General features: G+C 63.4%; 20 protein-coding genes. 7 read left to right on the forward strand and 13 right to left on the reverse strand.

Annotated elements, in window-relative coordinates:
- Positions 1-54: 54 nt before the first annotated feature.
- Positions 55-1,500: a DEAD/DEAH box helicase gene (locus EN874_RS03810; RefSeq protein ID WP_127424119.1), complete on the reverse strand. Its 1,446-nt coding sequence runs from the start codon at positions 1,498-1,500 to the stop codon at positions 55-57.
- 408 nt (positions 1,501-1,908) lie between these two features.
- Here EN874_RS03810 and EN874_RS03815 point away from each other — a divergent pair, with 408 nt between their 5' ends.
- The 4 genes from EN874_RS03815 to waaF all read left to right on the forward strand — a co-directional run bounded on the left by EN874_RS03815 (position 1,909) and on the right by waaF (position 6,643).
- A complete protein-coding gene (locus tag EN874_RS03815; RefSeq protein WP_127424120.1) occupies positions 1,909-3,441 on the forward strand; it encodes an acyl-CoA carboxylase subunit beta in 1,533 nt (510 codons plus the stop codon).
- Between the two features lie 193 nt (positions 3,442-3,634).
- Positions 3,635-4,519, forward strand: coding sequence for a M48 family metallopeptidase (locus EN874_RS03820; protein ID WP_189396739.1), 885 nt, complete (start codon positions 3,635-3,637; stop codon positions 4,517-4,519).
- Between the two features lie 105 nt (positions 4,520-4,624).
- Complete coding sequence (locus EN874_RS03825; protein WP_127424122.1) at positions 4,625-5,566, forward strand: glycosyltransferase; 942 nt, start codon at positions 4,625-4,627, stop codon at positions 5,564-5,566.
- Between the two features lie 60 nt (positions 5,567-5,626).
- Positions 5,627-6,643: a lipopolysaccharide heptosyltransferase II gene (waaF, locus tag EN874_RS03830; RefSeq protein ID WP_127424123.1), complete on the forward strand. Its 1,017-nt coding sequence runs from the start codon at positions 5,627-5,629 to the stop codon at positions 6,641-6,643.
- 15 nt (positions 6,644-6,658) lie between these two features.
- Here the strand turns inward: waaF and EN874_RS03835 are convergent, their stop codons facing one another.
- Together EN874_RS03835 and EN874_RS03840 are read right to left on the reverse strand one after the other, a co-directional pair.
- Complete coding sequence (locus EN874_RS03835; RefSeq protein WP_127424124.1) at positions 6,659-8,665, reverse strand: hypothetical protein; 2,007 nt, start codon at positions 8,663-8,665, stop codon at positions 6,659-6,661.
- Positions 8,662-10,188, reverse strand: coding sequence for an NAD(P)H-hydrate dehydratase (locus EN874_RS03840; protein WP_127424125.1), 1,527 nt, complete (start codon positions 10,186-10,188; stop codon positions 8,662-8,664). Before EN874_RS03840 ends, EN874_RS03835 begins: the two co-directional genes overlap by 4 nt.
- Before the next feature lie 346 nt (positions 10,189-10,534).
- Between EN874_RS03840 and EN874_RS03845 the strand changes: the two genes are divergently transcribed.
- Together EN874_RS03845 and glnA are read left to right on the forward strand one after the other, a co-directional pair.
- Positions 10,535-10,873: a P-II family nitrogen regulator gene (locus tag EN874_RS03845; protein WP_006205430.1), complete on the forward strand. Its 339-nt coding sequence runs from the start codon at positions 10,535-10,537 to the stop codon at positions 10,871-10,873.
- 57 nt (positions 10,874-10,930) lie between these two features.
- Positions 10,931-12,340 carry a type I glutamate--ammonia ligase gene (glnA, locus tag EN874_RS03850; protein WP_127424126.1) on the forward strand — a complete coding sequence of 470 codons (1,410 nt, stop codon included), beginning with the start codon at positions 10,931-10,933 and terminating at the stop codon, positions 12,338-12,340.
- A gap of 245 nt (positions 12,341-12,585) precedes the next feature.
- Here glnA and EN874_RS03855 read toward each other — a convergent pair whose 3' ends face one another.
- Positions 12,586-13,626 carry a glutamine synthetase beta-grasp domain-containing protein gene (locus tag EN874_RS03855; RefSeq protein WP_127424127.1) on the reverse strand — a complete coding sequence of 347 codons (1,041 nt, stop codon included), beginning with the start codon at positions 13,624-13,626 and terminating at the stop codon, positions 12,586-12,588.
- Positions 13,627-13,937: 311 nt separating this feature from the next.
- Here EN874_RS03855 and EN874_RS03860 point away from each other — a divergent pair, with 311 nt between their 5' ends.
- Positions 13,938-14,129, forward strand: a complete 192-nt coding sequence (locus EN874_RS03860) for a DUF2735 domain-containing protein (RefSeq protein WP_127424128.1) — start codon at positions 13,938-13,940, stop codon at positions 14,127-14,129.
- 83 nt (positions 14,130-14,212) lie between these two features.
- On the opposite strand, the gene EN874_RS03865 is transcribed toward EN874_RS03860, so the two are convergent.
- The 9 genes from EN874_RS03865 to EN874_RS03905 form a co-directional block, all read right to left on the reverse strand.
- Positions 14,213-16,102, reverse strand: a complete 1,890-nt coding sequence (locus EN874_RS03865; RefSeq protein ID WP_127424129.1) for an MFS transporter — start codon at positions 16,100-16,102, stop codon at positions 14,213-14,215.
- 184 nt (positions 16,103-16,286) lie between these two features.
- The gene (locus EN874_RS03870) at positions 16,287-17,078 is read right to left on the reverse strand and encodes an ATP12 family chaperone protein (protein ID WP_127424130.1); all 792 of its coding nucleotides are present in this window, start codon (positions 17,076-17,078) and stop codon (positions 16,287-16,289) included.
- Between the two features lie 107 nt (positions 17,079-17,185).
- A complete protein-coding gene (locus EN874_RS03875; RefSeq protein ID WP_127424516.1) occupies positions 17,186-18,043 on the reverse strand; it encodes a DMT family transporter in 858 nt (285 codons plus the stop codon).
- Positions 18,044-18,102: 59 nt separating this feature from the next.
- On the reverse strand, positions 18,103-19,089 hold the full coding sequence (locus EN874_RS03880; protein ID WP_127424131.1) for an RluA family pseudouridine synthase: 987 nt from the start codon (positions 19,087-19,089) through the stop codon (positions 18,103-18,105).
- 107 nt (positions 19,090-19,196) lie between these two features.
- On the reverse strand, positions 19,197-19,559 hold the full coding sequence (locus tag EN874_RS03885) for a DUF779 domain-containing protein (RefSeq protein ID WP_127424132.1): 363 nt from the start codon (positions 19,557-19,559) through the stop codon (positions 19,197-19,199).
- 178 nt (positions 19,560-19,737) lie between these two features.
- Entirely contained in the window at positions 19,738-21,255 is a 1,518-nt protein-coding gene (gene adh, locus EN874_RS03890) for an aldehyde dehydrogenase (RefSeq protein ID WP_127424133.1), read from the reverse strand.
- Positions 21,256-21,395: 140 nt separating this feature from the next.
- A complete protein-coding gene (locus EN874_RS03895) occupies positions 21,396-22,364 on the reverse strand; it encodes a helix-turn-helix domain-containing protein (protein WP_245513443.1) in 969 nt (322 codons plus the stop codon).
- Positions 22,365-22,611: 247 nt separating this feature from the next.
- Positions 22,612-23,442, reverse strand: coding sequence for an aspartyl/asparaginyl beta-hydroxylase domain-containing protein (locus EN874_RS03900; RefSeq protein WP_127424135.1), 831 nt, complete (start codon positions 23,440-23,442; stop codon positions 22,612-22,614).
- 154 nt (positions 23,443-23,596) lie between these two features.
- Positions 23,597-24,904, reverse strand: coding sequence for a replication-associated recombination protein A (locus tag EN874_RS03905; RefSeq protein ID WP_127424136.1), 1,308 nt, complete (start codon positions 24,902-24,904; stop codon positions 23,597-23,599).
- Positions 24,905-24,921: the final 17 nt, after the last annotated feature.

Below are 24,921 nucleotides of genomic sequence, written 5' to 3' on the forward strand. Positions count from 1 at the left end.
GCCGGAGCGCTGCTCCGGCCGTTTTCTGTTCCGATCAAGCCTCGAGGACGAAACTCAAGCGGCCCGGTTGGCCGGCCGCTTCCCGCCGAAGCGGCGCTTGTTGTTGCCCTTGAAGCGCTTGAAGCCGTCAGGCTTGCGCTCGCCATTCGGCTTGGCGGCCATGGGGCGTTCGCCTTGCGGCTTCGGCGCGAATTGGCGCTCGCCATTGGGTTGGCCGCCGAACCGCTTCTTGCCGCCGCCATTGGCGGGGCGACGGCCGTCACGGCGGCCGCCGTGGTGCTCGCGGTCGTTGGCCGGCTCGAAATGACGCTCGGTCTTCTCCTTTGGATCACGCTGCGGGTCGGGGCTGCCCAGATGATCGGCAATGACCGGCAGGCGCATGCGGATGATGCGCTCGACCTGCCTCAGCTTGCCGTTCTCCGACGGATCGCAAAGCGTGATCGCGATGCCGTCCCTGCCGTTGCGGCCGGTGCGGCCGATGCGGTGGACATAGCTTTCCGCCTCGTCCGGAAGGTCGAAATTCACGACATGGCTGATGCCGGGCACGTCGATGCCGCGCGCGGCGATATCGGTCGCGACTAGGATGCGCACCGAGCCGTCGCGGAAATCGTTGAGCGCCTTCTGGCGAGCGTTTTGCGACTTGTTGCCGTGGATGACGGCGGCATCGAAGCCGTCACGTGCAAGGTCCTTGGTGACGCGGTCGGCGCCATGCTTGGTGCGCGAGAACACGATCACCGAGCGCATCGCCTCGTCGGCCAACATCTTGGACAGCACCTGGCGCTTCTGCTTGGTGCGGGCGAGCACCACGCTCTGCACGATCTCGGCCGCCGTCGTGCTCTGCGGCGACACCTCGATGCGGACCGGGTCCTTCAGCAGCCCCTTGGCAAGCTCGGCGATCTCGTTCGGCATGGTGGCCGAGAACAACGCGGTCTGGCGGTCGGGCGCGGTCGCCTTGGCGATACGCTTGACGTCGTTGATGAAGCCCATGTCGAGCATGCGGTCGCCCTCGTCGAGCACCAGCCATTTGGTGTCGGCAAGGATGAGGTCGCCCTCGCGCACGAGATCGGTCAGGCGACCCGGCGTAGCAATCAGGACGTCGACGCCGGGGCCGATCTTCTTTACCTGGCTGTAGCGCGACACGCCGCCGAGCACGAGCGCGGTCGAGATATGCGCGCCCTTGGCGAGCAGCTTGATCGTGTCCTCGATCTGCACGGCAAGCTCGCGCGTCGGCGCCAGGATCAGCGCGCGCGCCGTCTTCGGCCGGCGCTTGGTGCCGAGCCCGATGATCTTCGACAGGATCGGCAGCGCGAAGGCCGCCGTCTTGCCGGAACCTGTCTGGGCGATGCCGAATATGTCACGGCCTTCGAGCTGCGCCGGGATCGCCTGGGATTGGATCGGCTTCGGATCGGTGAAGCCAGCCGCGTTGGCGGCCTTGAGCAGCGCGCCGGTTATTCCAAGGGCTGCGAAACCGTTCGGTTCCGCTTGGTTTTCGTTGGTCAAAATAGTCTTCTTTCACGCGGCCAAGGCCGCAAATATCAATCGCGCCAGGGCGCAACCTGCCGTCGAAAAATTGTCGGGAAACGACAAGGCGGCGGACGGGAGCGTCCGCGCGGCTGCGCTGTCGTGCCCGCGGGCGTCATGCCCCGGGGCTTTTTCGCCACCTTGTCGACCGCCGGATGGAAAGCCGACTTGCCGGAAGGAGGGAAAACAGACGCAACCAGTCTCAATGCGTGGAGAAAGCCGGACAGTCCCGGCCCAAGCGCCTATGCCGCCGCATATGGCCGAGTCCGGCCCGAAATGCAAGAGGCTATGTTGCAGCGCAGCAAAATCACGATCGAAAAGCGCTGCCGCTTGCGCTTGGCTGCCCTCGCCATTACCACAAAATACCTTTCCTTTTTGGGGGCAGCGATGAAGGACGTGCTGAAGGAACTCGAGCGCCGCCGCGAAATCGCCCGCATGGGCGGCGGCAAGGATCGGATCGAGGCCCAGCACAGGAAGGGCAAGCTGACCGCCCGCGAGCGCATCGAAATCTTCCTCGACGAGGGCTCGTTCGAAGAGTTCGACATGTATGTCGAGCACCGTTCCACCGATTTCGGCATGGAGAAGACCAAGATCGCAGGCGACGGCGTCGTGACCGGCTGGGGCACGGTCAATGGACGTCCAGTCTATATCTTCGCCAAGGATTTCACCGTTTTTGGCGGTTCGCTGTCGGAAGCGCATGCCGAAAAGGTCATCAAGGTGCAGGAGATGGCGCTGCGCAATCGCGCGCCGATCATAGGGCTCTACGACGCCGGCGGCGCCCGCATCCAGGAAGGCGTCGCCGCGCTCGGCGGCTATGCCGAGATTTTCCAGCGCAATGTGCTTGCCTCCGGCGTCATCCCGCAGATTTCGCTGATCATGGGCCCCTGCGCCGGCGGCGACGTCTATTCGCCGGCCATGACCGATTTCATCTTCATGGTGCGCGACACCTCCTACATGTTCGTCACCGGGCCGGATGTGGTGAAGACGGTGACCAACGAGACGGTGACGGCCGAAAGCCTCGGCGGCGCCACTGTGCACACGACGAGATCTTCGATCGCCGACGGTGCCTATGACAACGACGTCGAGGCGCTGCTGCAGATGCGCCGGCTGATGGATCTGCTGCCGGCGTCCAATACCTCCGAGATTCCCGAGATCGAATGTTATCAGTCGGTGACGGATCACGACATGTCGCTCGACCGGCTGATTCCCGACAACGCCAACAAACCCTACGACATCAAGGAATTGATCCTGAAGGTTGCCGACGAGGGCGACTTCTTCGAGATCCAGGCGAGTTTCGCCAGGAACATCGTCACCGGCTTCGGCCGCGTCGAAGGCCGAACGGTCGGCTTCGTCGCCAATCAGCCGATGGTGCTGGCTGGCGTGCTGGATTCCGACGCCAGCCGTAAGGCGGCGCGCTTCGTGCGCTTTTGCGATTGCTTCTCGATCCCGATCGTCACCTTCGTCGACGTTCCGGGCTTCCTGCCCGGCACCGCGCAGGAATATGGCGGGCTGATCAAGCATGGCGCAAAACTGCTCTTTGCCTATGCCGAGGCCACAGTGCCGAAGATCACCGTGATCACCCGCAAGGCCTATGGCGGCGCCTATGACGTCATGGCCTCGAAGCACCTGCGCGGCGACATGAACTATGCCTGGCCGACGGCGCAGATCGCCGTGATGGGCGCCAGGGGCGCGGTCGAGATAATCTACCGCAAGGATATCGGCAACGCGGAAAAGATCGCAGCCCACACAAAGGCTTACGAGGATCGTTTCCTGTCGCCCTTTGTCGCCGCCGAGCGCGGCTATGTCGATGAGGTGATCATGCCGCACTCCACCCGTCGCCGTGTCGCCCGGGCGCTGCGCATGCTGCGCAACAAGGACATGCAGAACCCCTGGAAGAAGCACGACAACATTCCGCTGTGAGGCGGCGATGTCGCGACTGGTTCTTTTAGCTGGCGAACGTTTCGGCAGGTTTGCCGTCCTGCTTTTCGCCTTACCGCTCTTCGTCCCGCTTGGCGTGTGGCTCCATCTTCTCGACAAGCATCCGCTTGTCGTCATCGCAGGAGGGGCCGTCGCCGTCCCGGCCGCAACGCTGGCTCTCGTCCTGCTGATTGGAATGATCTTCGCGGGCTTTCGGCGAAGCAAGGTAGAGGGCATTTCGAGAGAGGCGGCCCCACGGCTGTGGCAGATCTGGGAAGATCTTGCCGGCACGCGCCGCGCGGCTCGGACGACGATCGTCCTGACTTCCGATCTGAATGCTAGCATCGGCGAAGAGCGGCCGTTTCTGGGCCTCTTTGGCCGCTGGTCTATCCTGGCCGTCGGCATCCCACTGCTCGCGGTGACCGACAATGCCGCTCTTGCCGCCATCCTTGCCCACGAGGACGCGCATCTCAGAAACAGAGACACAAATGGCAGCCTCAATTTGGCCGAACTCGAAAAATGCTTCGAGCTGATCTTCGACTATGCGCCGCCGGGCAGGACGGTGTCCGGCACCTTGTTCTATCTGATGCTCAGCCCGCTCTCCAAAACGCTTGGGCGCGAAGAAATAAGGTTATCGCGCCACGCTGAGATCGAGGCGGATCGACATGCGGCCCGAACCGGCGATTCGTACAACACCGCACGGGCGCTGCTTTTGGTTGGAGCAGCCGGCACGCTGTTCAAAGATCGGGTCGACGACCCGCTGCGACGCGAGCTGCTCGGGTCGATGACGCCACCCGAGCCGCCTTTGGCAAGAATGCTGAAGGCCGCCTCCGTGCTTTCCGATCGTGCCGCGCTGAAAGAGCACATACAGAAGGCCTGGGACGCGCCGGACGATGAAAAATCCGATCATCCGCCTTGGCCGGAGCGTCTCGCGGCACTCGGATACAGTTCGCCGCCGACAATCGAGCCGGTCGAACATACCGCTCTATCGACCTTGCTTCTCAGCGAGACGGTTGCCGAACGAGCCCGCCATTTCGATGACGAATGGACGTCGAGAGTCGCCGACCATCTGGATCGGTAGAACCCTCGTTTGGCCGAGCCGGCCGCCTGCACCTGAAAGCCAACCCGTCGCCGGAGGTTGACAATTAGCGACCTCTGATCACATTTGTGTGATGGGAACGGTGAAATGCTAATAACCCTTGCCACAAAGGGCGTTATTCCATGCAAAGGCTATGGCGGGATAGAACGTCAGGTCGACTGGCTGGCCACTGAACTGGTCAGGCTGGGTCACCGTGTCGTCCTTGTGGCGGGCCCTGGATCGTCACATCCATCATGCGAGGTGCGGCATGCGGCGAGCGACGCCGAATGCCGCGAGGCGATCCCGCCGGACACCCGGATCGTCCACCTTCATGCCTGGAAGATCGAGGTTCCCTTCCCGACCCTCAACACCGAACGCGGCCATTTGCCGGACTATCCGCGGCCGCAACCCAACTGGAGCTTCATCAGCGCCCGTCACGCCCAACTGCATGGTCGCAAAACTTTCGTTCACAACGGATTTCCGGTCGATGACTATCGCCTCGGCAAATCGAAGAACGATCGCCTCCTCTTCATGGCGGCCATTGCGCGCGCCGGAAAGGGCCTGAACCGCGCCGTCGACCTTGCCAGGAAATTCGACTTTGCCCTCGATATCGCCGGCGGCTCGCGGTGGAAGCTCTTGGGCCGAAGCCAGACCCGCCGCGAGGGCGTCTTCTTCAAAAGCCTCTCCCGCCGCTATCGCTTCAACGGGGTCGTCGACGGCGAGGAGAAGCTGCGCCTGCTCGGCGCGGCGAAGGCGTTCCTCAATCCGATCGCCTGGGAAGAGCCCTTCGGCAATGCGCCGGTCGAGGCCATGCTGTGCGGAACGCCCGTTTTGACCACTCCGCGCGGCGCCCTGCCGGAGACGGTGGACGCCGACACGGGCCGGTTCTTTGAGAACGACGAGGAGTTCGCCCGCGGCCTTGCCGAGATCGCAGGCCTGCGCGCACACAATTGCCGTGAATCGGCCGCCGACAGATTTCCGATCGCGAAAGCCGCGAAGGCCTATCTGGAACTCTACGCTCGCATCCTTGATGGCGAAGCGCTTCCGTGACAAGGAACCGGCGTGCCTGCCGTCGGCGGCGGCTGTGTCGGATCGAAAAGGTATCGCGCGTTGCGCCCCATTCTCGTGTACTGCTTGCCGGCAATCGGCGACTTCATCCGTTGCCATTCGGCAGTTCAAATCATAGCCGAGGCGTTTCCCGGACACCCGATCGATGTCGTCACCTCGCCGCTCGCCGCTCCGCTGGCGCGCTTGATGCCGCATGTCCGGAAGGCCTGGACCGTCGAAAAGCATTGGAACCCTGGTCTCAAGGAGCGGGCGCGGCTGGCGGGCGAACTCCGCCGGGGGAACTATCAGGCGGCCTACCTGCTCACCAGCAGCACCAAGGCTGCCCTTATCCCGTGGCTGGCGGGCATTCCCGAGCGCATCGGCTATCCGCGCGAGTTCCAGTTCGGCATCGTCAACCGGCTGCCGGCTGGATGGCTGAAATCCTTTGTCGCTTTCGGCCCACGTAAGACAAGACTTTTCGAGCAGGTTTGCGCGATTGCCATGTCGGGTAAGCAGCCTGGCGGCGATACGCGATTGCCGCAGCCGCGAATGGTGGTTTCCCCCGAGGATATCTCGGCTTGGCGCGTCCGGCATGGGATCGACGCTGCAAGACCGGCGCTGGCGCTTTATACGTCGGAATTCAGCAACTTCCGCTCATGGCCAGCGGAGCGTTTCATTTCGGTCGCGAAGGATCACGCTAGGCGCGGCTGGTCGATATGGATCGTTGGCGGTCCCCGGGAGCGCGAGGCCGCCGCCCAAATCAGAGCGGCGCTGCCGGAGGCGGTGGACTTCACATCGACCCCCGACATCACCGACGCCATGTGCCAGATCGGCGCCGCGACCGTCTTCCTCGGCGTGGATGGCGGCATCTGCCACGCGGCGTCGGCGTTGGGGGCGCCATGCGTGCTCATTTTCGGATCGAACCGATCCTACGAGACCGGACCGGTTAACGACCATGTCCGGTTCCTCGAGCCCCCGATTTCGACGCCGAGTTGGATTTACCATACGCGCGGTGTCGGCGAGGAACGGGTGCTTGCAGCCCTGGCCGACGCTGTGGCGTCCCGCCCGCGGGACGCCTGAACCGGGTCGCAGGGCCTACTCCTCTTCCGAGGCGCCAAAGCCCGCGCCCATGCTCGCCCGCGCGGCGCTCGCCCATGGCGTGGCATGGTTGTCGATGCGCATCTGGAACAGGAAATAGGTCGGCGAGCAGAAGCCGATGCCCTTGACCTTGGCGGCGCCCGGCGTGTCGGACGGCAGCGACTGGCACATATAGTCCTCGCGGCAGAAATGGTCGGCAGAGCAGGCCGGGCGGTTGCCGCGATTGACCGCGCCGCCCAAACATTGGTCGAAATTGTTGGTCGCCACGCAGACATCGAACTTCTTGCCGCCGACCAGGCCGCAGATCTCGCTCGGCATCGGCTTGCCGGCCTTGAAGGCGGAGAAGGCCAGATCCTTGGCGTCGCAGCCACGATAGGCGAAGCCGCCCGGAACGCCGATCTTGGGCGGACGGCAGGTATAGGCAGTGCGCGAAATCGCGGGCGCGAAGGCCGCGAACTGGCCGGTGATCTTGTAGCGGTCGTTGAAAGGCTGCGCGGTGTTGCTGGCAATGGTGCCGGTCAGGCAGGGATGACCGGAAAAGATCTTCTCGCTGTCCTTGGGCAGCAGGCATTGGGCGAGTTTCGTCTTGACCCCTGCAGCGGTTGCGATCGGCGTGCAGACCGTGCCGCCTTCGCATTGCCAGGTTCTGGCGAAATGGGCGGCGTCTTCCGGCACCAGGCACGGCATCGCCGCCCCGGCCGGCGTATAGGCGATCTCGCCGGTATCTTGCCAGGCAGCAGCCGGCGCGAAGGACAGCGGACGAAACCGGTTGGGTTCCTTGTCCGCCGCAATCGCCTGCAGCCATGCCTCGCGGCGCGGAATCTCGGCATGCAGATGCGGCGAGACGCCGACTTCGATGCGGTTGAGCGGCGAGGTCGTGCCGTCGTCGAGGCCGATGAAATGGAACCCGGCGGTCGAGCCTGCCTGGTGGCAGCCTTGGCAGGCGCCGTTGTCGAGCCGCTCGACGAGGGCTTGCGGCGTGCGCACCAGCGAAAACTTCGAGTAGTCGAGCCCGTCAAACGCTTTGGGTTCGAACAGTGGTGTGAACGGATGATTGGCCTGCCTGGCACTGCCGAAGGTCGACCAGGAGATGACCTTCTTCGCCAGGAATTCATCCGGGATTTCGTAGACGCCGAGATCGACCGCCGCGGCGTTGGCGCGGACATAATCGGCAAGCTTTGCTTTCAATTGCGCATCGTCCGAAAGGCGGACGGTGTCAGGCGTGTTTTCCAGCGGCTTCTCGTTGACGGCTGTCGCGTCGATGCCAAAAATCCGCATGAGATAGGCGGCCTGCCCGCCAAACTCGGTTTCCTGGCCGGAAGGAAAGCGCACCACCTGGGCGTTGAGCTCGAGCTGCTTGAAGGAGAGGCCCGCTTTTTCCAGCGGTCCGCCGGTCAGCCAGCCGGCATCGACCGCCTCGTCGATCTGCGGCGTCCAGCGCCCGGCAACGCCCGCACAGCCGCCGTCGGTGTCGGGAGCTGCGCGGTAGACGGCATTGAAATTGAACGGCAGCCGCGAGGCCAAAACCTTGCCGTTCTTCCTCAAGCTGTAGGCAAGGCGGTAGATGAAACGCACCTCGCCGCAGCTCGACTCTTTGCCAAGTTGTGCGAAATCGCGCCGGTCGAGCCGGTTGACGACACCGACCAGCCGAAAGCGCGCGGCATTGGTCTTCAGCCAGCGAATGTCGATGATGCGGCCGACATTGCCGTCGGTCACTTCATAGAGCGGCCGTCCGCCGGCCTTCATTTCCGCGCGCAGTGCCGCGACATCGGCGGCCACGGTCTCGACGATGGCATGATAGGCCGGCGCCGTGTCGTAGAGCGTTTTCAGGTCGTCCTTGCCGCCGGCGCCGAAAATACCGGCAAAGCCGAAGCCCTTGGCATCGAGCTTGGCGAGCACCTGCGGATCGTCCACGATCGTGACTGGACGACTGGCGGCATGCGCCGCCCGCAGGCCAAAGACGGCGATGGCGGCGCCCGCGACGAGGATTGCCAGCCGCATCATCGGGCAGCCATCCCGCTTGCCGCCAACTCGCGCAGCACCGGCACCATGGCCAAAGGCAAATCCTCGGCAATGAGGCCGGGCCCGAACCGGCTGCCGGCTTCGGCGTGTATCCAGACGGCGGCGCAGGCCGCTTCGAACGCCGGCATGCCCTGCGCCAGGAGCCCGGCGATGATGCCTGCCAGCACATCGCCGGAACCGGCGGTGGCAAGCCATGGCGCGCCGTTGCTGTTGATGGCCGCTCGGCCGCCTGGTGCCGCGATCACCGTGTCGGCGCCTTTGTAGATGATCACCGCACTGGCGCGCGCCGCCGCGGCACGGGCCCTGGCCAGTTTGGAAAGCGCCTTATCGTTCGCAATGTCAGGGAACAGCCGACCGAATTCACCCTCATGCGGCGTCATGACCAGCGCCGGCGCGCCGGACCTGCGGGCTGCCTGGAACAGTGTCTCGGGCTCGCTGCGAAACGAGGTGATGCCGTCGGCGTCGAGCACCAGCCCTTCAACGCCGCTATCGCGCGCGTGGTCGGCGCCGAGCAGCGCAAGGGCAAAATCGCGCGCCTTTTCGCCGATGCCAAACCCCGGGCCGAGCACAAAGGAGGAAGGGCGGCGATCGGTAAGGAACGCGCCGAGATCGGCAGCCGTATCGGCCTTGCGCAGCATGATCGAGGTCAGATGCGCAGCATTCACCTGCACGGCATTGGCCGGCGACAGGACTGTCACCGCCCCTGCCCCGCTTCTTGCGGCCGCCAGCGCCGACAGCCGCGCGGCACCTGTCGCGGCCGGCCCGCCGGAAAAGATGCTTGCGTGGCCGCGCCGGTATTTGTGTGCATCGACAGCTGGGACCGGAAAGCCAGGCAGCCAGAGTGCCGGTGCATTCTCGAAGGTTCGCGGCGCGATTTGAGCGATGGTCCCGTCGCCAATGCCGATGTCTGCAAGCAGCACCTCGCCGCATTGCGCGCGGCCAGGCAGAAGCAAATGCCCTGGCTTCTTGCGCGCGAAGGTCACCGTAACGGCTGCGAGAAATGCGCTGCCGAGGACGGCGCCGCTTTCACCCGAAACGCCGGAAGGCAAATCTATGGCGACGACCGGCAAGCCATGATCCGTTGCGATCTCTATCGCCCTGGCGGCGTCACCCGACGGTGCCTTCGAAAGTCCCGCTCCGTATAGCGCGTCGACCACCAGCGATCCCGGTGCGGCCACGAAGGCGGATAGCGGCCGAGGCTCCAACCGGCAATCGGCTGCAGCCAACGCGGCATCGCTGCCTGCCCTTGACTCACCCGAACCCCACAACGCGACGTCGACGCCGCTCTCCTGGAGCAGACGCGCCACGACATAGCCGTCGCCGCCGTTGTTGCCGGGGCCGCACAGCACGTGCACCCGTTTGGCCGCCGGATAACGCGCGAGCACAACCGCCGCGACGGCCTCGCCGGCGCGGCGCATCAGCCCGTAGCCGTCGAGCGGACCCGCCGCGATCGCCAGCCGGTCGGCCTCGGCCATCTCGGCCGGCGAAAGAAGTTCATTGCGCATGGGATTGCCGATCTCCATCCGATCAAGCATTGTCCGATTTGCGGTTCGAAGCAAACGGCGGCGGCCGAACGCCACCCCAAAGCGGCGGCGCCTGGAGGGGAATCTGCCTGCAAATTGCGCTATCTGCCCAACTTTTGCGCAGACGGATGGAGGAGCGATGTATAGGCTTTGGGCGTCGATGGCGCATCCAATGCAGCGGATGGCGCGAATTTGCATCCGGGTGCGGCATGGCATCTGAATCGCCCGATACCGTCTTCAACAACCGGAAATTGGCACGCTTCGTGCTTGATGGAGGCGCAAGCGGGGCACACAACCCGTTTCTTTGGCAGTGGAGGCCATTTTCTACATGAAAAAGATCGAAGCGATCATCAAGCCATTCAAGCTGGACGAAGTGAAGGAAGCGCTTCAGGAGGCCGGACTGCAGGGCATCACCGTTACCGAGGCCAAGGGCTTCGGCCGGCAGAAAGGCCATACCGAGCTCTATCGGGGCGCTGAATATGTCGTCGACTTCCTGCCCAAGGTGAAGATCGAGGTGGTGCTCGGCGACGATGCCGTCGAAGGCGCTATCGAAGCCATACGCAAGGCGGCGCAGACCGGCCGCATCGGCGACGGCAAGATCTTCGTCTCCAACATCGAGGAAGTCGTGCGCATCCGCACCGGCGAGACCGGAATGGACGCCGTCTGAGCCCCTCTTTTCTGACCCGTCATCATCAAAAAACTTCATCACACAGGGATACATGACATGACGACAGCCAAAGACATCATGAAGCAGATCAAGGATAACGACGTGAAGTTCGTCGACCTGCGCTTCACCGATCCGAGGGGCAAGCTGCAGCATGTGACAATGGATGTCGTCGAGGTCGAGGAAGACATGTTCGCCGATGGCGTCATGTTCGACGGTTCCTCGATCGCCGGCTGGAAGGCGATCAACGAGTCCGACATGGTGCTGATGCCGGACACCGATACCGTTCATATGGATCCGTTCTTCGCCCAGTCGACCATGGTCATCCTGTGCGACATTCTCGATCCGATCTCGGGCGAGGCCTATAACCGCGACCCGCGCGGCACGGCGAAGAAGGCCGAGGCCTACATGAAGTCGGAGGGTATCGGCGACACCATCTATGTCGGCCCGGAAGCCGAGTTCTTCGTTTTCGACGACGTCAAGTACAAGGCCGACCCCTACAACACCGGCTTCCGCCTGGACTCGACCGAACTTCCGTCCAACGACGACACCGACTACGAGACCGGCAACCTTGGCCATCGTCCGCGCATCAAGGGCGGCTATTTCCCTGTGCCGCCGATCGATTCCGCCCAGGACATGCGTTCGGAGATGCTGACCGTGCTCGCCGAGATGGGCGTGCGCGTCGAAAAGCACCATCATGAGGTTGCCGCTGCCCAGCACGAGCTCGGCATCAAGTTCGACACGCTGGTGCGCAACGCCGACAAGATGCTGATCTACAAGTATGTCGTGCACCAGGTCGCCAATGCCTATGGCAAGACGGCCACCTTCATGCCGAAGCCGGTGTTCGGCGACAACGGCTCGGGCATGCATGTCCACCAGTCGATCTGGAAGGGCGGCAAGCCGACCTTCGCCGGCAACGAGTATGCCGGCCTATCGGAAACCTGCCTCTATTATATCGGCGGCATCATCAAGCACGCCAAGGCCATCAACGCCTTCACCAACCCGCTCACCAACTCCTACAAGCGTCTGGTGCCGGGGTATGAAGCGCCGGTGCTGCTCGCCTATTCGGCGCGCAACCGCTCGGCCTCCTGCCGCATCCCGTTCGGCTCCTCGCCGAAGTCGAAGCGCGTCGAGGTCCGCTTCCCCGATCCGGGCGCGAACCCCTATCTCGGCTTCGCCGCCATGCTGATGGCCGGCCTCGACGGCATCAAGAACAAGATCCATCCCGGACAGCCGATGGACAAGGATCTCTACGACCTGCCGCCGAAGGAGCTGAAGAAAATCCCGACCGTCTGCGGCTCGCTGCGCGAGGCGCTGCAGAGTCTCGACAAGGACCGAGGCTTCCTGAAGGCCGGCGGCGTCTTCGACGACGATCAGATCGACTCCTACATCGAGCTGAAGATGGCGGAAGTCATGCGCTTCGAAATGACCCCGCATCCGGTCGAGTACGACATGTACTACTCGGTCTAAAGCTCTGATCGAATAGAAAGTTCAGCCCTTGGAGGAGAGCCCTCCAAGGGCTTTTTATTGCTTGGATCTATCCCGGTCGTCCATGGCTGCAACCGCACCTTTGATAAATGCGGGTGCCATTGGCGACCACCGATCACGGGCGGCCTGCCCCATCGGCGATCAAAAAAAGGCCCCGGCGCTTTTTGCGCCGGGGCCTTTTCGTTTTCTTCACGGCGCGGGACCAGCGGTCCGCGCCGCGAAAGAGATCAGGCGGCTGCCGAGACCTTCGCGTCGGTCGGGACCTGCGAGATCGTCTTCAGGACCTGCGAAGCGATCTGGTAGGGGTCGCCCTGCGAGTTCGGGCGGCGGTCTTCCAGATAGCCCTTGTAGTCGTTCTTGACGAAGGCGTGCGGAACGCGGATCGAGGCGCCGCGATCGGCGACGCCGTAGGAGAACTTGTTCCACGGCGCGGTCTCGTGCTTGCCGGTCAGACGCTTGTCGTTATCCGGGCCGTAGACGGCGATGTGGTCCATCAGGTTCTTGTCGAACTGCGCCATCAGCGCCTCGAAATAGGCCTTGCCGCCGACTTCGCGCATATAGGCGGTCGAGAAGTTGCAGTGCATGCCCGAGCCGTTCCAGTCTGTGTCGCCGAGCGGCTTGCAGTGGAACTCGATGTCGATGCCGTACTTCTCGGTCAGGCGCTGCAGCAGGTAACGGGCCATCCACATCTGGTCGGCGGCCTTCTTGGAGCCCTTGCCGAAGATCTGGAATTCCCACTGACCCTTGGCCACTTCGGCGTTGATGCCTTCATGGTTGATGCCGGCGGCGAGGCACTGGTCGAGATGCTCCTCAACGATCTGGCGCGCGACCGAGCCGACATTCTTGTAGCCGACGCCGGTGTAGTAAGGGCCCTGCGGGGCCGGATAGCCGGTCTCGGGGAAGCCGAGCGGACGACCGTCCTCGTAGAAGAAATATTCCTGCTCGAAGCCGAACCATGCGCCTTCGTCGTCCAGGATGGTGGCGCGCTTGTTGGAGACATGCGGCGTCACGCCATCCGGCATCATCACTTCGCAAAGCACCAGCACGCCGTTGGTGCGGGCCGGATCCGGGTACACGGCGACGGGCTTCAGCACGCAGTCGGAGCTGTGGCCCTCGGCCTGGTTCGTGGAGGAGCCGTCGAAGCCCCACAGCGGCAGCTGCTCGAGCGTCGGGAACTCGGCAAATTCCTTGATCTGGGTCTTGCCGCGCAGGCTGGGGGTCGGGACGTATCCGTCGAGCCAGATATACTCGAGCTTGTATTTGGTCATTCTAGAGCCTCTCGTTGCTTGATCACCGCCAAACGGTGGCGACGCATGGCCGGGTCGAGCCGGCCTGCCGACCCGTTAAAATGCAATTCGTGTGCCACTCGGGAACCGGTGGGTGCGGCAAAATGGTCACGAGATCGTGCGGAATTTGCTGAGCCGCCTCAGCATTGCGCTGAGATCAATCAGAACCGGAATATGCATAAATACTAGGCAAATACTGATCTTTTTATGAGCATATTGCCTAAATGAATCGCAGAACCTACATTGCGGGAAAGGTGAATCGAAAAGCTCCTGAAGAAGAAAGGAGACCGCCAATGGAGATCGTCTCCACCCGTCCCACGGCCAAAATTCTGATGTTCCCGCTTGCAGCGCGTCGAGCTGCCTCAAATTTAGGCGCAAAGGCCAAATTCGCGGCAGAGCTTGCCTCGCTGCGCGATACGCACGCGGATTTCGACAGCTGGTACCACGAGGCTGCGATCGAGGAAGAGAACCAGCGCAAGAGCTGATCTCCTGCAGCAACGCTTTGCATGCAAAGGCCCGGCGTGATCGCTCACGCCGGGCCTTTGCGTTTTGCACAACGATCGGTCGGCTACTGCTTGGCGTGCAGATCGGTGCCGAGCGTGTCCCTGACGAAGATCATGCCGATGATGAGCGACATGGCGGCGATCACCACCGGGTACCAAAGACCGTAGTAGATGTCGCCCTTATAGGCGCTCAGCGCGAACACCGTCGCCGGCAGCAGGCCGCCGAACCAGCCATTGCCGATATGGTAGGGCAGCGACATGCCGGTGTAGCGGATGCGGGTGGGGAACATCTCGACCAGGATCGCGGCGATCGGGCCATAGACCATCGTCACGAACACCACCAGGATGAACAGGATGCCGATCGTCATCGGCCAGTTCACAGCCGCCGGATCGGCGACCATGGCGAAGGGACCGCCGCCCGGAATGCTGTAGACGGTGATCTCCGGCGCGCCGGCCGCTTCATCCTTGGTCAGCAGCTTGTCGGTGACCGCCTTGTCGGCCGGGACCGTCGTCTTCTCGCCGCCGCGGATGGCTGCAGCGTCGAGCTTCAGTTCCGGATTGGCCGCGATGAAAGCGTCAAGCTTCTGGTCCGGCACCTTGGCAGCGGCGCGCTTCAGCGGATAGCCGCCGTCCCGCAAGGACATGTTGACGGCCTTCTGGAAGACGGCCTCCTTGGCCTTGGCCTGATCGCCGGCGGCGACGGCGTCATAGGAGTCCACCGTCTCGTTGCCGATCTTGACCGTTGCCGCCGTGCCAGGCGCTGCCGTCGTCACGACGTCGTAGGGCACCGAGTTCTTGGTCAGGAACGAGGTGGCGATATCGCAGGATGTCGTGAACTTCGCCGTGCCGACCGGGTTGAACTGGAACCTGCAGTCGCCGGGGGCCGCGGTCACAGTCGCGCGCGTGTTCTGCTGGGCGGTAGCCAGAGCCGGGTTGGCGGCCCAGGTCAGCGCCTTGAACAGCGGGAAGGTGCAGACAATTCCCAAAGCGAGGCCGGCCATGATGATCGGCTTGCGGCCGATCTTGTCGGACAGCCAGCCGAACACGACGAAGAAGATCGAGCCAACGGCCAGCGCGATGGCGATCATGATGTTGACCGACTGTGGGTCGACCTTGAGCACGTTCTGCAGGAAGAACAGGGCGTAGAACTGCCCGTTGTACCAGATCACAGCCTGGCCGGCGGTGAGGCCGAGCAGGGCGAGCAGCGCTATCTTGGCGTTCTTCCACTCGCCGAAGGCTTCCGACAGCGGCGCCTTGGAACCCTTGCCCTCTTCCTTCATGCGCTGGAAAGTCGGCGATTCGGAGAGCGACAGCCGGATCCAGACTGAGATTGCGAGCAGCAGGAACGAGACGATGAACGGAATTCGCCAGCCCCAGGAAGCATAGGTTTCCTTACTCAGGGAGCTTTGAACGATCAGGATGACGATCAGCGACAGAAACAGGCCGAGGGTCGCAGTCGTCTGGATCCATGAAGTGTAGTAGCCGCGGCGATCATCCGGCGCGTGCTCGGCGACATAGGTCGCGGCGCCGCCATATTCGCCGCCGAGCGCGAGGCCCTGCGCCATGCGGAGCCCGATCAGGATCACAGGCGCCGCAATGCCCCAACTCGCATAGCCGGGCAGCAGGCCGACGAGGAAAGTCGACAGGCCCATGATCGTCATGGTGACGAGGAAGGTGTATTTGCGGCCGACGAGGTCGCCGATACGGCCGAACACCAGCGCGCCGAACGGGCGGACGAGAAAGCCAGCCGCAAAGGCCAGCAGCGCGAAGATGTTGCGCGTCGCTTCCGGGATCGTCGGGCTGAAGAAGGTCGCGCCGATGAAGGCGGCGAGTGAGCCGTAAAGGTAGAAGTCGTACCATTCGAAAACGGTGCCGAGCGAAGAGGCGAAGATGACCTTCTTTTCCTCCCGCGTCATGCCGCGGCTTGTTCTGCCGGCGGTCGAAGCCATTACCATCGATATATCCTCCCGTTGATCCCGACTGTCCTCGATGGCTGCGCGCCACCGTCCGCATCCTCCGAACGCGGACTCAAGAACGCAGCTACGACGGAAAAAATGGCAGAAAGCAGCGGCGAAAGGCACCGCGACGATGGGATTATGACTTTCGTATTAGGTGCAATGCGAAAGTGGGGGACTGCATTCAGGTTTGCAGCGCTTCGAGCAGAGCGACCGCCGCCATCATGTCGCGCTTGCGGGCCGAGCGGCGCGCAACCGCTTCGGCATCCTGGCCCCAATGCTCGATCTGCCAGTCTTCGTCGACATGGCCAGCCGCCCATGCTTCCTCGCCGTCGATCTCACCGAAATCGACAGCGAGTGCCAGCAGCGCCGATCCGGTGAGCGAGGTCATGACATGGATCGCCGCCAGGCGCAGCGGCTCGCTGCGCTGGGCAAGATGGGCGCCAAGGACGGCGATCGCCTCGCGCGGTTGCTCGACATGGACGACGCCTTCGGCAAGATTGAAGCGGGCACCAAGGCTGCTCCTCGCCCAATCGAGGACCGGGTCCCAGAGCCTGTTCTGGCGATCGACCAGTCCTTGCGGGCCATCGGCGCGGTAGCAGAGCAGGTCGGACGAAGCGAAGCGCAGGACATCCTCCAGCACCGCTTGCGGATCGCCGGTCACGCCATCGATGGCCGTGTTGGCAAGACGCATGACCGGCATGGTGACCGGATCGATGACCTCGCTCTGCGCGGAGAATTCGTCCGCCACCAGCGTTGCGGCTCTTTCCGTCGGCAGCGCCAGCAGCGCCTTTCCCGGCGTGCGGACCGGCTTGCCGTCGAGATGGACGGCAAACCCGTTTTCGACCGGCACGACCGACACCGCTTTGTAGAAGCGCTTCGGCAGCGGCGTCTTCATCTGGATCTGGGCGCGGCGCACCGGATCTGGATCGGAAAGCTGCTTTCCGGCTTCGAGGTCTTCGAGGATATCGCGCATGTCCAACTCCTTAGAGCAATTCCAGGAAAAGTGTGAAACGGTTTTCCGTCCGGAATTGCGTCAAAACAAAGAGATAGAGTGGCTTGCCGTTTCGGTGAAACGGCGCTCTATGGTGCGGGCTGCCTGCGCGCCGGCCGGTTGACGATGATCAGCCCGGTGGCGATCAGGCCGAGCGCCAGGAAAATCCTGACCGTCAGCGGCTCGCCCAACAGCACCGCGCCGCACAGAACACCGAACACCGGCGACAGGAAGGCGAAGCTGGACAGGCCTGCCGCCGGATAGCGCGTGAGCAGCCAGAACCACAACACATAGGTGAAGGCGACGATATAGAAAGACTGGAACATCAAAGCCAATGTCGGCAGTGCCGCGATTTCGCGGATCGGCGGGCCGGCGAACGGCAGCACCAGGGCGCCGACGACGGCGGCGCCCGCCAGCTGATAGAGCAGGAGTTTTTCGGCACTGGTCGCGACCAGCTTCGATCGCTTGATGACGATGCTGGTCAACGCCCACAGAATGCCCGAGCCGAGACTGAGCAAATCGCCCGTGAGTGTCGCATCCTTGCCGGCAACGATGCCGTCGGAGAACACGGCCAGCAGGCCGCAGAAGGCCAGCGCGAGGCCGCCGAGCTTGCGGATGTTGATGCGCTCGCCAAGCAGAAAATGGCCGCCGATCAAGACCCAGAACGGCATGGTGTTGACCAGGAGCGTGTTGCGGGCGACGGTCGTGTATTCCAGCCCGATATAGAGGCACAGGAACTCGACGCCGAAGAGCACGCCGACGACGATGCCCGCGGCCAGCGTCCCGTCGGCTTTAAACAGCTTGATGCCGCGCAGCCGGCACCAGCCGAGAACGCAGAGCCCGCCAATGATCGAGCGGGCAATCGACACGAAGACCGGATCGTAGCCGGCATAGGAGACCTTGGCGGCGACATAGTTCAGCCCCCAGGACAACGTCAGCCCGACCATGATGGCCGCGGCCGACAGGTCGACCGCGTCGCGCCGGTCGAACGTATCGGCGCCGCTGCTCAATTGTCGTCCTCCGTGCTCTGTTCGTCGAACCCGAGCAGGTTCCAGCTCTGGCGCATATGCGGCGGCATCGGCGCGGTGACGTCGATGACACCCTGGTCCGGATGCGGAATGACGATGCGGCGCGCGTGAAGATGCAGCCGGTTCTGGATGCCGCCGGGAAATTCCCAGTTGGTGTCGGCCTCGAAATATTTGGGGTCGCCGATGATCGGGCAGCCGATATGGGCGGCGTGGACGCGAAGCTGGTGGGTGCGGCCGGTATAGGGCTCCATCTCCAGCCAGGACAGCGACTGCGCCGCCTGTTCGACGACGCGGTAGTAGGAAACGGCGTGGTCGGCGCCCTTCGCGCCATGCTTGGCAATGCGTACGCGGTCGCCGTCCGGCGTTTGCTCCTTGATCAGCCAGGTCGAGATCTTGTCCTCGCGCTTCGGCGGCACGCCCTTGACCAGCGCCCAGTAGGTTTTCTTCGTCTCGCGCGCCCGGAATGCTTCCGAGAGCTTCATCGCGGCAAGGCGGGTGCGGGCAACGACCAGCACGCCGGACGTGTCGCGGTCGAGGCGGTGGACGAGACGCGGCTTCTCACCCTTCTGGTTGCGCCAGGCTTCCAGCATGTCGTCGACATTGCGCGTGACGCCCGAACCGCCCTGCACCGCGAGCCCCGCCGGCTTGTTGAAGACGAAGACCTTCGGATCCTCGTGCAGCAGCATCTTGGCGAGCACGTCGGCATCGCCCTGGTTGCGGATCGAATGGCCGGTGAGCGAGGCATCGCCCTTCTTGTCGACGTCGAGCGGCGGAATGCGGACGGTCTGGCCAGGCTCGACGCGTGTGTCGGCCTTCACCCGGCCGCCATCGACGCGGACCTGGCCCGAGCGCAAAAGCTTTTGCAGATGGCCGAAGCCAAGGCCAGGATAATGGACCTTGAACCAGCGGTCGAGCCGCATGCCCGCCTCGCCGGCCTCCACCGTGATTTGTTCAACACCTGCCATGGATACGCTTTTCCGTTCGAAAGCGGCGCCATAGCACTAAGGCACGCATTGTGCGAGCCAAAGACCCAACAAAGCGCGACGATTACCCCAACCGTCACGCTATCCGATCAACCGCCCGAAGGCGCCGGCACGGCGCAGATCGTCGAGCGCGTCAGGAACCGCTTCTCCCGACCATTGTCGAGCGAGAACATGCCGCCCCTGCCCGGCACCACGTCGATGATGAGGTCGGTGTGCTTCCAGGCCTCGAATTGCGCGGCGCTGATATAGACCGGCGTGTCGCCGATCTCGCCCAGCCTCACGTCACTATCGCCGACCATGAAGTCGCCGCGCGGATAGCACATCGGTGAGGATCCGTCGCAGCAGCCGCCGGACTGATGAAACAGCACCGGGCCGTGATCGGCGATGATCTCTGCAAGCAGCGCCTCGGCTTCCGGCGTGGCAGACACTTTGCTCAAGGATGTCTCGTCCATCGGATATTCCTCCAGGAGCGGGAGGGCGCGACAGGCGCGCCCTCCCCCTACGGCCCTAGAGCCGGATGATTTCAGGCCGAATTGGCCTGAAATCTGAATCCGGCTCTAAATCAAAGAGATAGAGCATGATGTCGTCCAAAAACCGCTTCACACTTTTCGGCATCATGCTAAAGGAGGATCAGAAGAAGCCGAGCTTCTTCGGGCTGTAGCTGACCAGCATGTTCTTGGTCTGCTGATAATGGTCGAGCATCATCTTGTGCGTCTCGCGGCCTATGCCGGACTGCTTGTAGCCGCCGAAGGCGGCATGCGCCGGATAGGCGTGATAGCAGTTGGTCCAGACGCGGCCCGCCTGGATGGCGCGGCCGAAGCGATAGCAGCGGTTCGCGTCGCGGCTCCAGATCCCGGCGCCGAGGCCATAGAGCGTGTCGTTGGCGATCGACAGCGCCTCGTCATCGTCCTTGAAGGTCGTCACCGACACCACCGGGCCGAAGATCTCTTCCTGGAAGATGCGCATCTTGTTGTGACCCTTGAAGACGGTCGGCTTGACGTAATAGCCGCCGGCGAGATCGCCCGGCAGATGGTTCTGCTCGCCGCCCGTCAGCACCTCGGCCCCTTCCTGACGGCCGATGTCGAAGTAGGATAGGATCTTCGCCAACTGCTCGCTGGACGCCTGAGCGCCGATCATGGTGGCCGGATCGAGCGGATCGCCCTGGACGATCGCCTCGACCCGCTTCAACGCGCGCTCGATGAACTTGTCGTAGATCTTCTCATGCACCAGCGCGCGGCTCGGGCAAGTGCAGACCTCGCCCTGGTTGAGCGCGAACATGACGAAGCCTTCGATCGCCTTGTCGAAGAAATCGTCGTCTTCCGCCGTCACATCCTGGAAGAAGATGTTGGGCGACTTGCCGCCGAGTTCCAGCGTCACCGGAATGAGGTTCTGCGAGGCATATTGCATGATCAGCCGGCCGGTCGTCGTCTCGCCGGTGAAAGCGATCTTGGCGATGCGATTGGAGGACGCCAGCGGCTTGCCGGCCTCGAGCCCGAAGCCGTTGACGATGTTGAGCACGCCCTCCGGCAGAAGATCGCCGATAAGGTCGGCCCACAGCATGATCGTCGCGGGCGTCTGCTCGGCCGGCTTCAGCACGACGCAGTTTCCGGCGGCAAGCGCAGGCGCCAGCTTCCAGCAAGCCATCAGCAGCGGGAAGTTCCAAGGAATGATCTGGCCGACGACGCCGAGCGGCTCATGGAAATGATAGGCGACGGTGTCGTGGTCGATCTCGGAAATCGAGCCTTCCTGGCTGCGCAGCACGCCGGCGAAATAGCGGAAATGGTCGATGGCCAACGGAAGGTCCGCCGCCGTCGTTTCGCGGATCGGCTTGCCATTGTCCCACGTCTCGGCAAGCGCCAGCAGATCGAGGTTCTCTTCCATGCGGTCGGCGATGCGGTTGAGGATCAGCGCGCGGGCCGCCGGGCTGGCCCTGCCCCAGGCGTACTTGGCCTTGTGCGCGGCATCGAGCGCCGCCTCGACGTCCTTCGCATCCGAGCGGGCGATCTCGCCCAGCGGACGGCCCGTGACCGGCGAGATGTTCTCGAAATATTTGCCCGAGTGCGGCGCTGTCCACTTGCCGCCGATGAAGTTGTCGTAGCGCTTGGCGAAAGGAACCTTGGCCGTACGCGAGAATTCCACCTTGTTCATCACTTCCTCCCGAAGAAGCGCGCCGCGGGATGCGGCGCGTCAGGAGGAGAGGGTTGCGGATGGGTCGCGGTTTGTCAGCCGGGGGTCCATCGATGGTGGGGGCGGACTGTCGCAGATCTGCGACAGGTCAGATCGTGAAATCAGTGCGGACGGCGAATTTTGAGGCGAGCGAGCTTGCGATGCAGCGTCGCGCGCGAAATGCCGAGGTTTTGGGCCGCCGCCGAGACATTGCCGCCGGCGCGCGCCAGCGCCCGCTGCAGCGCGCCGCGCTCGGCATCGTCGAGAACTTCCGCGCCCTTTGCGGGATCGCCGAGGACGTCGGCAGCCAGCAAGCCCTTGGCCAGCGTTTCGCGGGTTATGCCGAGAGCGAGGCGCGCGGAGCGCGTCGCGCCGATCACAAGATCGTCCGCGTCGACCGCGATGAGCGCGCCGGCGCTGCGCTCAGTGACCGGAGCGAGCAGGATGCGGGCGCCGGAAAACACCATGCGGAAATTCTCGGCCTCGATGCGGCGCGCGGCATCGCCCACGGCAACGGCGATGAGCTGGACGAAGCCTTCCGTCAGGTCCGAACGGCATGACGACACGTCGAGCGCGGCGGCCAGATTGCCTTCGTGGTCGTAGACCGGCGCCGTTGTGCAACTAAGCGGCGTGTTGCGGGTAAAAAAGTGCTGGTCGCGGTGGATGGTCAGCGCCCGCTGGTCGGCAATGCAGGTGCCGATGCCGTTCGTGCCTTCGCTGTCCTCGCTCCAGACCGTTCCGGTCCACAGGCCCCAGTCGTCGAACGTCTCGTCGTCGGCGACTGCACCCCTGCGCTCCACCGGAATGCCGTCGCGATCGGCAAGCATCACGCAGCAACCCACGCCGCCGACTGCAAGATAGAGGCGGTTGAGGCTCGCCTCGGCGGCGCGGACCAACTGCTCCATGCGCTGCCGCGCCTCTCTCAGCTCGCCTTCGGTCAGCCGCCTGGGCGCCTTGCGCTCGGCGGGATCGAGATGATGCAGTTGCAGGGACCGCCGCCACGAGGCGACCAGCGCCGAATGGGCCGCGTCGCTTTTCGCGATCGAGGTCTGAACCAGATCCGCATGCACGGCTGCTTGCCGTCCGATCAACCTAGTCCTCCCGGTGAGCGGAACCTCCTCGCGCTCCGTCGCCATGCTCGCTAGAACATATCCGACACCCAGAGCGGTCACCTTCCATAAAATCGCTGACCGCGCAGGTATTTGATTTTGCGCAAATCCGGACGAAAAGCCGCTCCGAATTTTTCGCAGAAACGCTCCGCGTTCTAAAGGACGCCGCTTGTCTGTGCCATTGGACGTTGGTTTTAGACGGGCAGCGCGAGCCGGAACTTCGGCAGGATCAGTTGGCGGCGGCCTTCTTGGCCTTGGACGAGCCGATCATCTTCCAGTTCTTGTAGAACATGGAATTGATGCGCTCGACGCTCACCGAGACGATGGCGAGAAGGCCCGCGATGAGGCCGGGGAATGGCGATGGACGGATGATGTCCATGAACACGCAATAGCGGCGTCCGTCATACTCGTTGACCGAACGGTGCAGCAGCGTGTCGTCGAAAATGTAGAGCGGATTGTCGTGCCAGTAATTCCTGGCGTTGTTGCACTCGACGAAAATCTCGGCCTTCACCGGCAACAGGTTATAGAGGATGCGCAGGCTGAGCCGCAGCGGCCCGAAATGCCAGGACGTCGATTCCTTGCCCCTGAAGACCGAGACCGCGATGGTTTTGATGTATTTGAAGTCCTTGTTGAATTCCGCGACGTTGTCGATCTTGTGCTTGCCGTACCACTGATAGACGTACATGCCGCGCCGGCCGGTGCCGAAATTGGCGTCGATATCGGCGATGATCTCCTCCTTGCGAGCCTTGAAGACGTCAAGGACCTCGTTGACCTCGCGCTGATAGTCGGCGGGAAACTGCTCCAGCTTCCACACGCCCGGGTTCCGGTAGCAAAGCAGATCGACCAACAGATTGAAGGGCGACAGCAGCCAGGTGAAGATGCCGTTGCCGAGGAAATAGCCGCGGAACAAGGACAGATCCTTGTTCGTGTTGCGCAGCACGTCGATCAAACCGCATACGATCCAGATCGTCGTCAGAATCGGGATGAAATAGAAGCCGAGCGCGAGAAGCGGGACTGCGATCGCAGCCTGACGAAGGGTCTTACGGGTTTGCTTTGTCATAGTCTTTCGCGCGGGAGCGCGATCCTGTTCGCATGAGCCAAATCACGGCGACCCCCGTCAGCCGTGCGCCTTCATAGGATTTTTCCTACTGCTGCACAATCTGGGTCGCAGTAGGTATGCTCACGAGTGCACAAGCATTGCGCGTGCCGCGCCGTCATTCGCGCTCTTTACGCAGCTTCGCCCAGTATTCCAGCCGCTTGCGGATATCGCGCTCGAAGCCGCGCTCCGGCGGATCGTAGAAGGTGTGGCGGCCCATCTTTTCCGGGAAATAGTCCTGGCCGGAAAAGGCGTCCGGCTCGTCATGGTCGTAGCGGTAGCCGGCTCCGTAGTCCTCCTCTTTCATCAGCTTGGTCGGCGCATTGAGGATGTGCTTGGGCGGCAGCAGGGAGCCATACTCCTTGGCGGCTGAAGTCGCTGCCTTGAAGGCCGTGTAGACGGCGTTCGACTTGGGCGCGGTGGCGAGATAGACGGCGGCCTCGGCGAAGGCGAGCTCGCCCTCAGGCGAGCCCAGATAGTCATAGGCGTCCTTCGCGGCATTGGCGATGACGAGCGCCTGCGGATCGGCAAGCCCGATATCTTCCACCGCCATGCGCACCAGCCGGCGGCCGAGATAGAGCGGATCCTCGCCGGCGTCGAACATGCGCGCGAGATAGTAGAGCGCGGCGTCCGGGTCCGAGCCGCGCACCGATTTGTGCAGCGCCGAGATCAGATTGTAATGGCCGTCCTGGCCTTTGTCGTAGATCGGCGCGCGGCGCTGGATGACGCGCTGCAGGCCCTCCGGCCCGAACACCTCGCCCGGCTTGGCGGCGCGCCAGACTTCCTCGGCCAGCGTCAGCGAAGCGCGGCCGTCGCCATCGCTCATGCGGATCAGCATGGCGCGCGCCTCGTCGTCGAGCGGCAGCGCCCTGCCCTCGGTTTCCTCCGCGCGCGCCAGAAGCTTGGCGATGCTCTCCTCGCCAAGCGAGCGGAACACCAGCACGCGCGCACGGGACAAGAGCGCGGCGTTCAGCTCGAAGGACGGGTTCTCGGTGGTGGCGCCGACCAGCACAACCGTTCCATCTTCCATCACCGGCAGAAAACCATCCTGCTGGGCGCGGTTGAAGCGATGAATCTCGTCGACGAAGAGCAGCGTCTGGCGGCCGTTGGAGCGCCTGAGCTTCGCCGTCTCGAACACCTTCTTCAGGTCGGCGACGCCGGAAAACACCGCCGAAATCTGCTCGAAGGCAAGATGGGTCTCGCCGGCGAGCAGCCGCGCCACCGTCGTCTTGCCGGTGCCGGGCGGGCCCCAGAAGATCATCGAGCCGAGCGTGCCGGAATCGATCAGCCTCGTCAGCGCGCCGTCGGGCCCGGTCAGGTGCTCCTGGCCCACGACTTCGCCAAGGTTCTTCGGGCGCAAGCGATCGGCCAGCGGCCGGCCAGGCGGCGCTTTCTCCGGTTCATCGGAACTGAACAGATCGGCCATGCTTGTCTTTTGGTTGG

Origin of the sequence: Mesorhizobium sp. M1D.F.Ca.ET.231.01.1.1, assembly GCF_003999155.2 — a bacterium.
GTDB lineage: Bacteria > Pseudomonadota > Alphaproteobacteria > Rhizobiales > Rhizobiaceae > Mesorhizobium.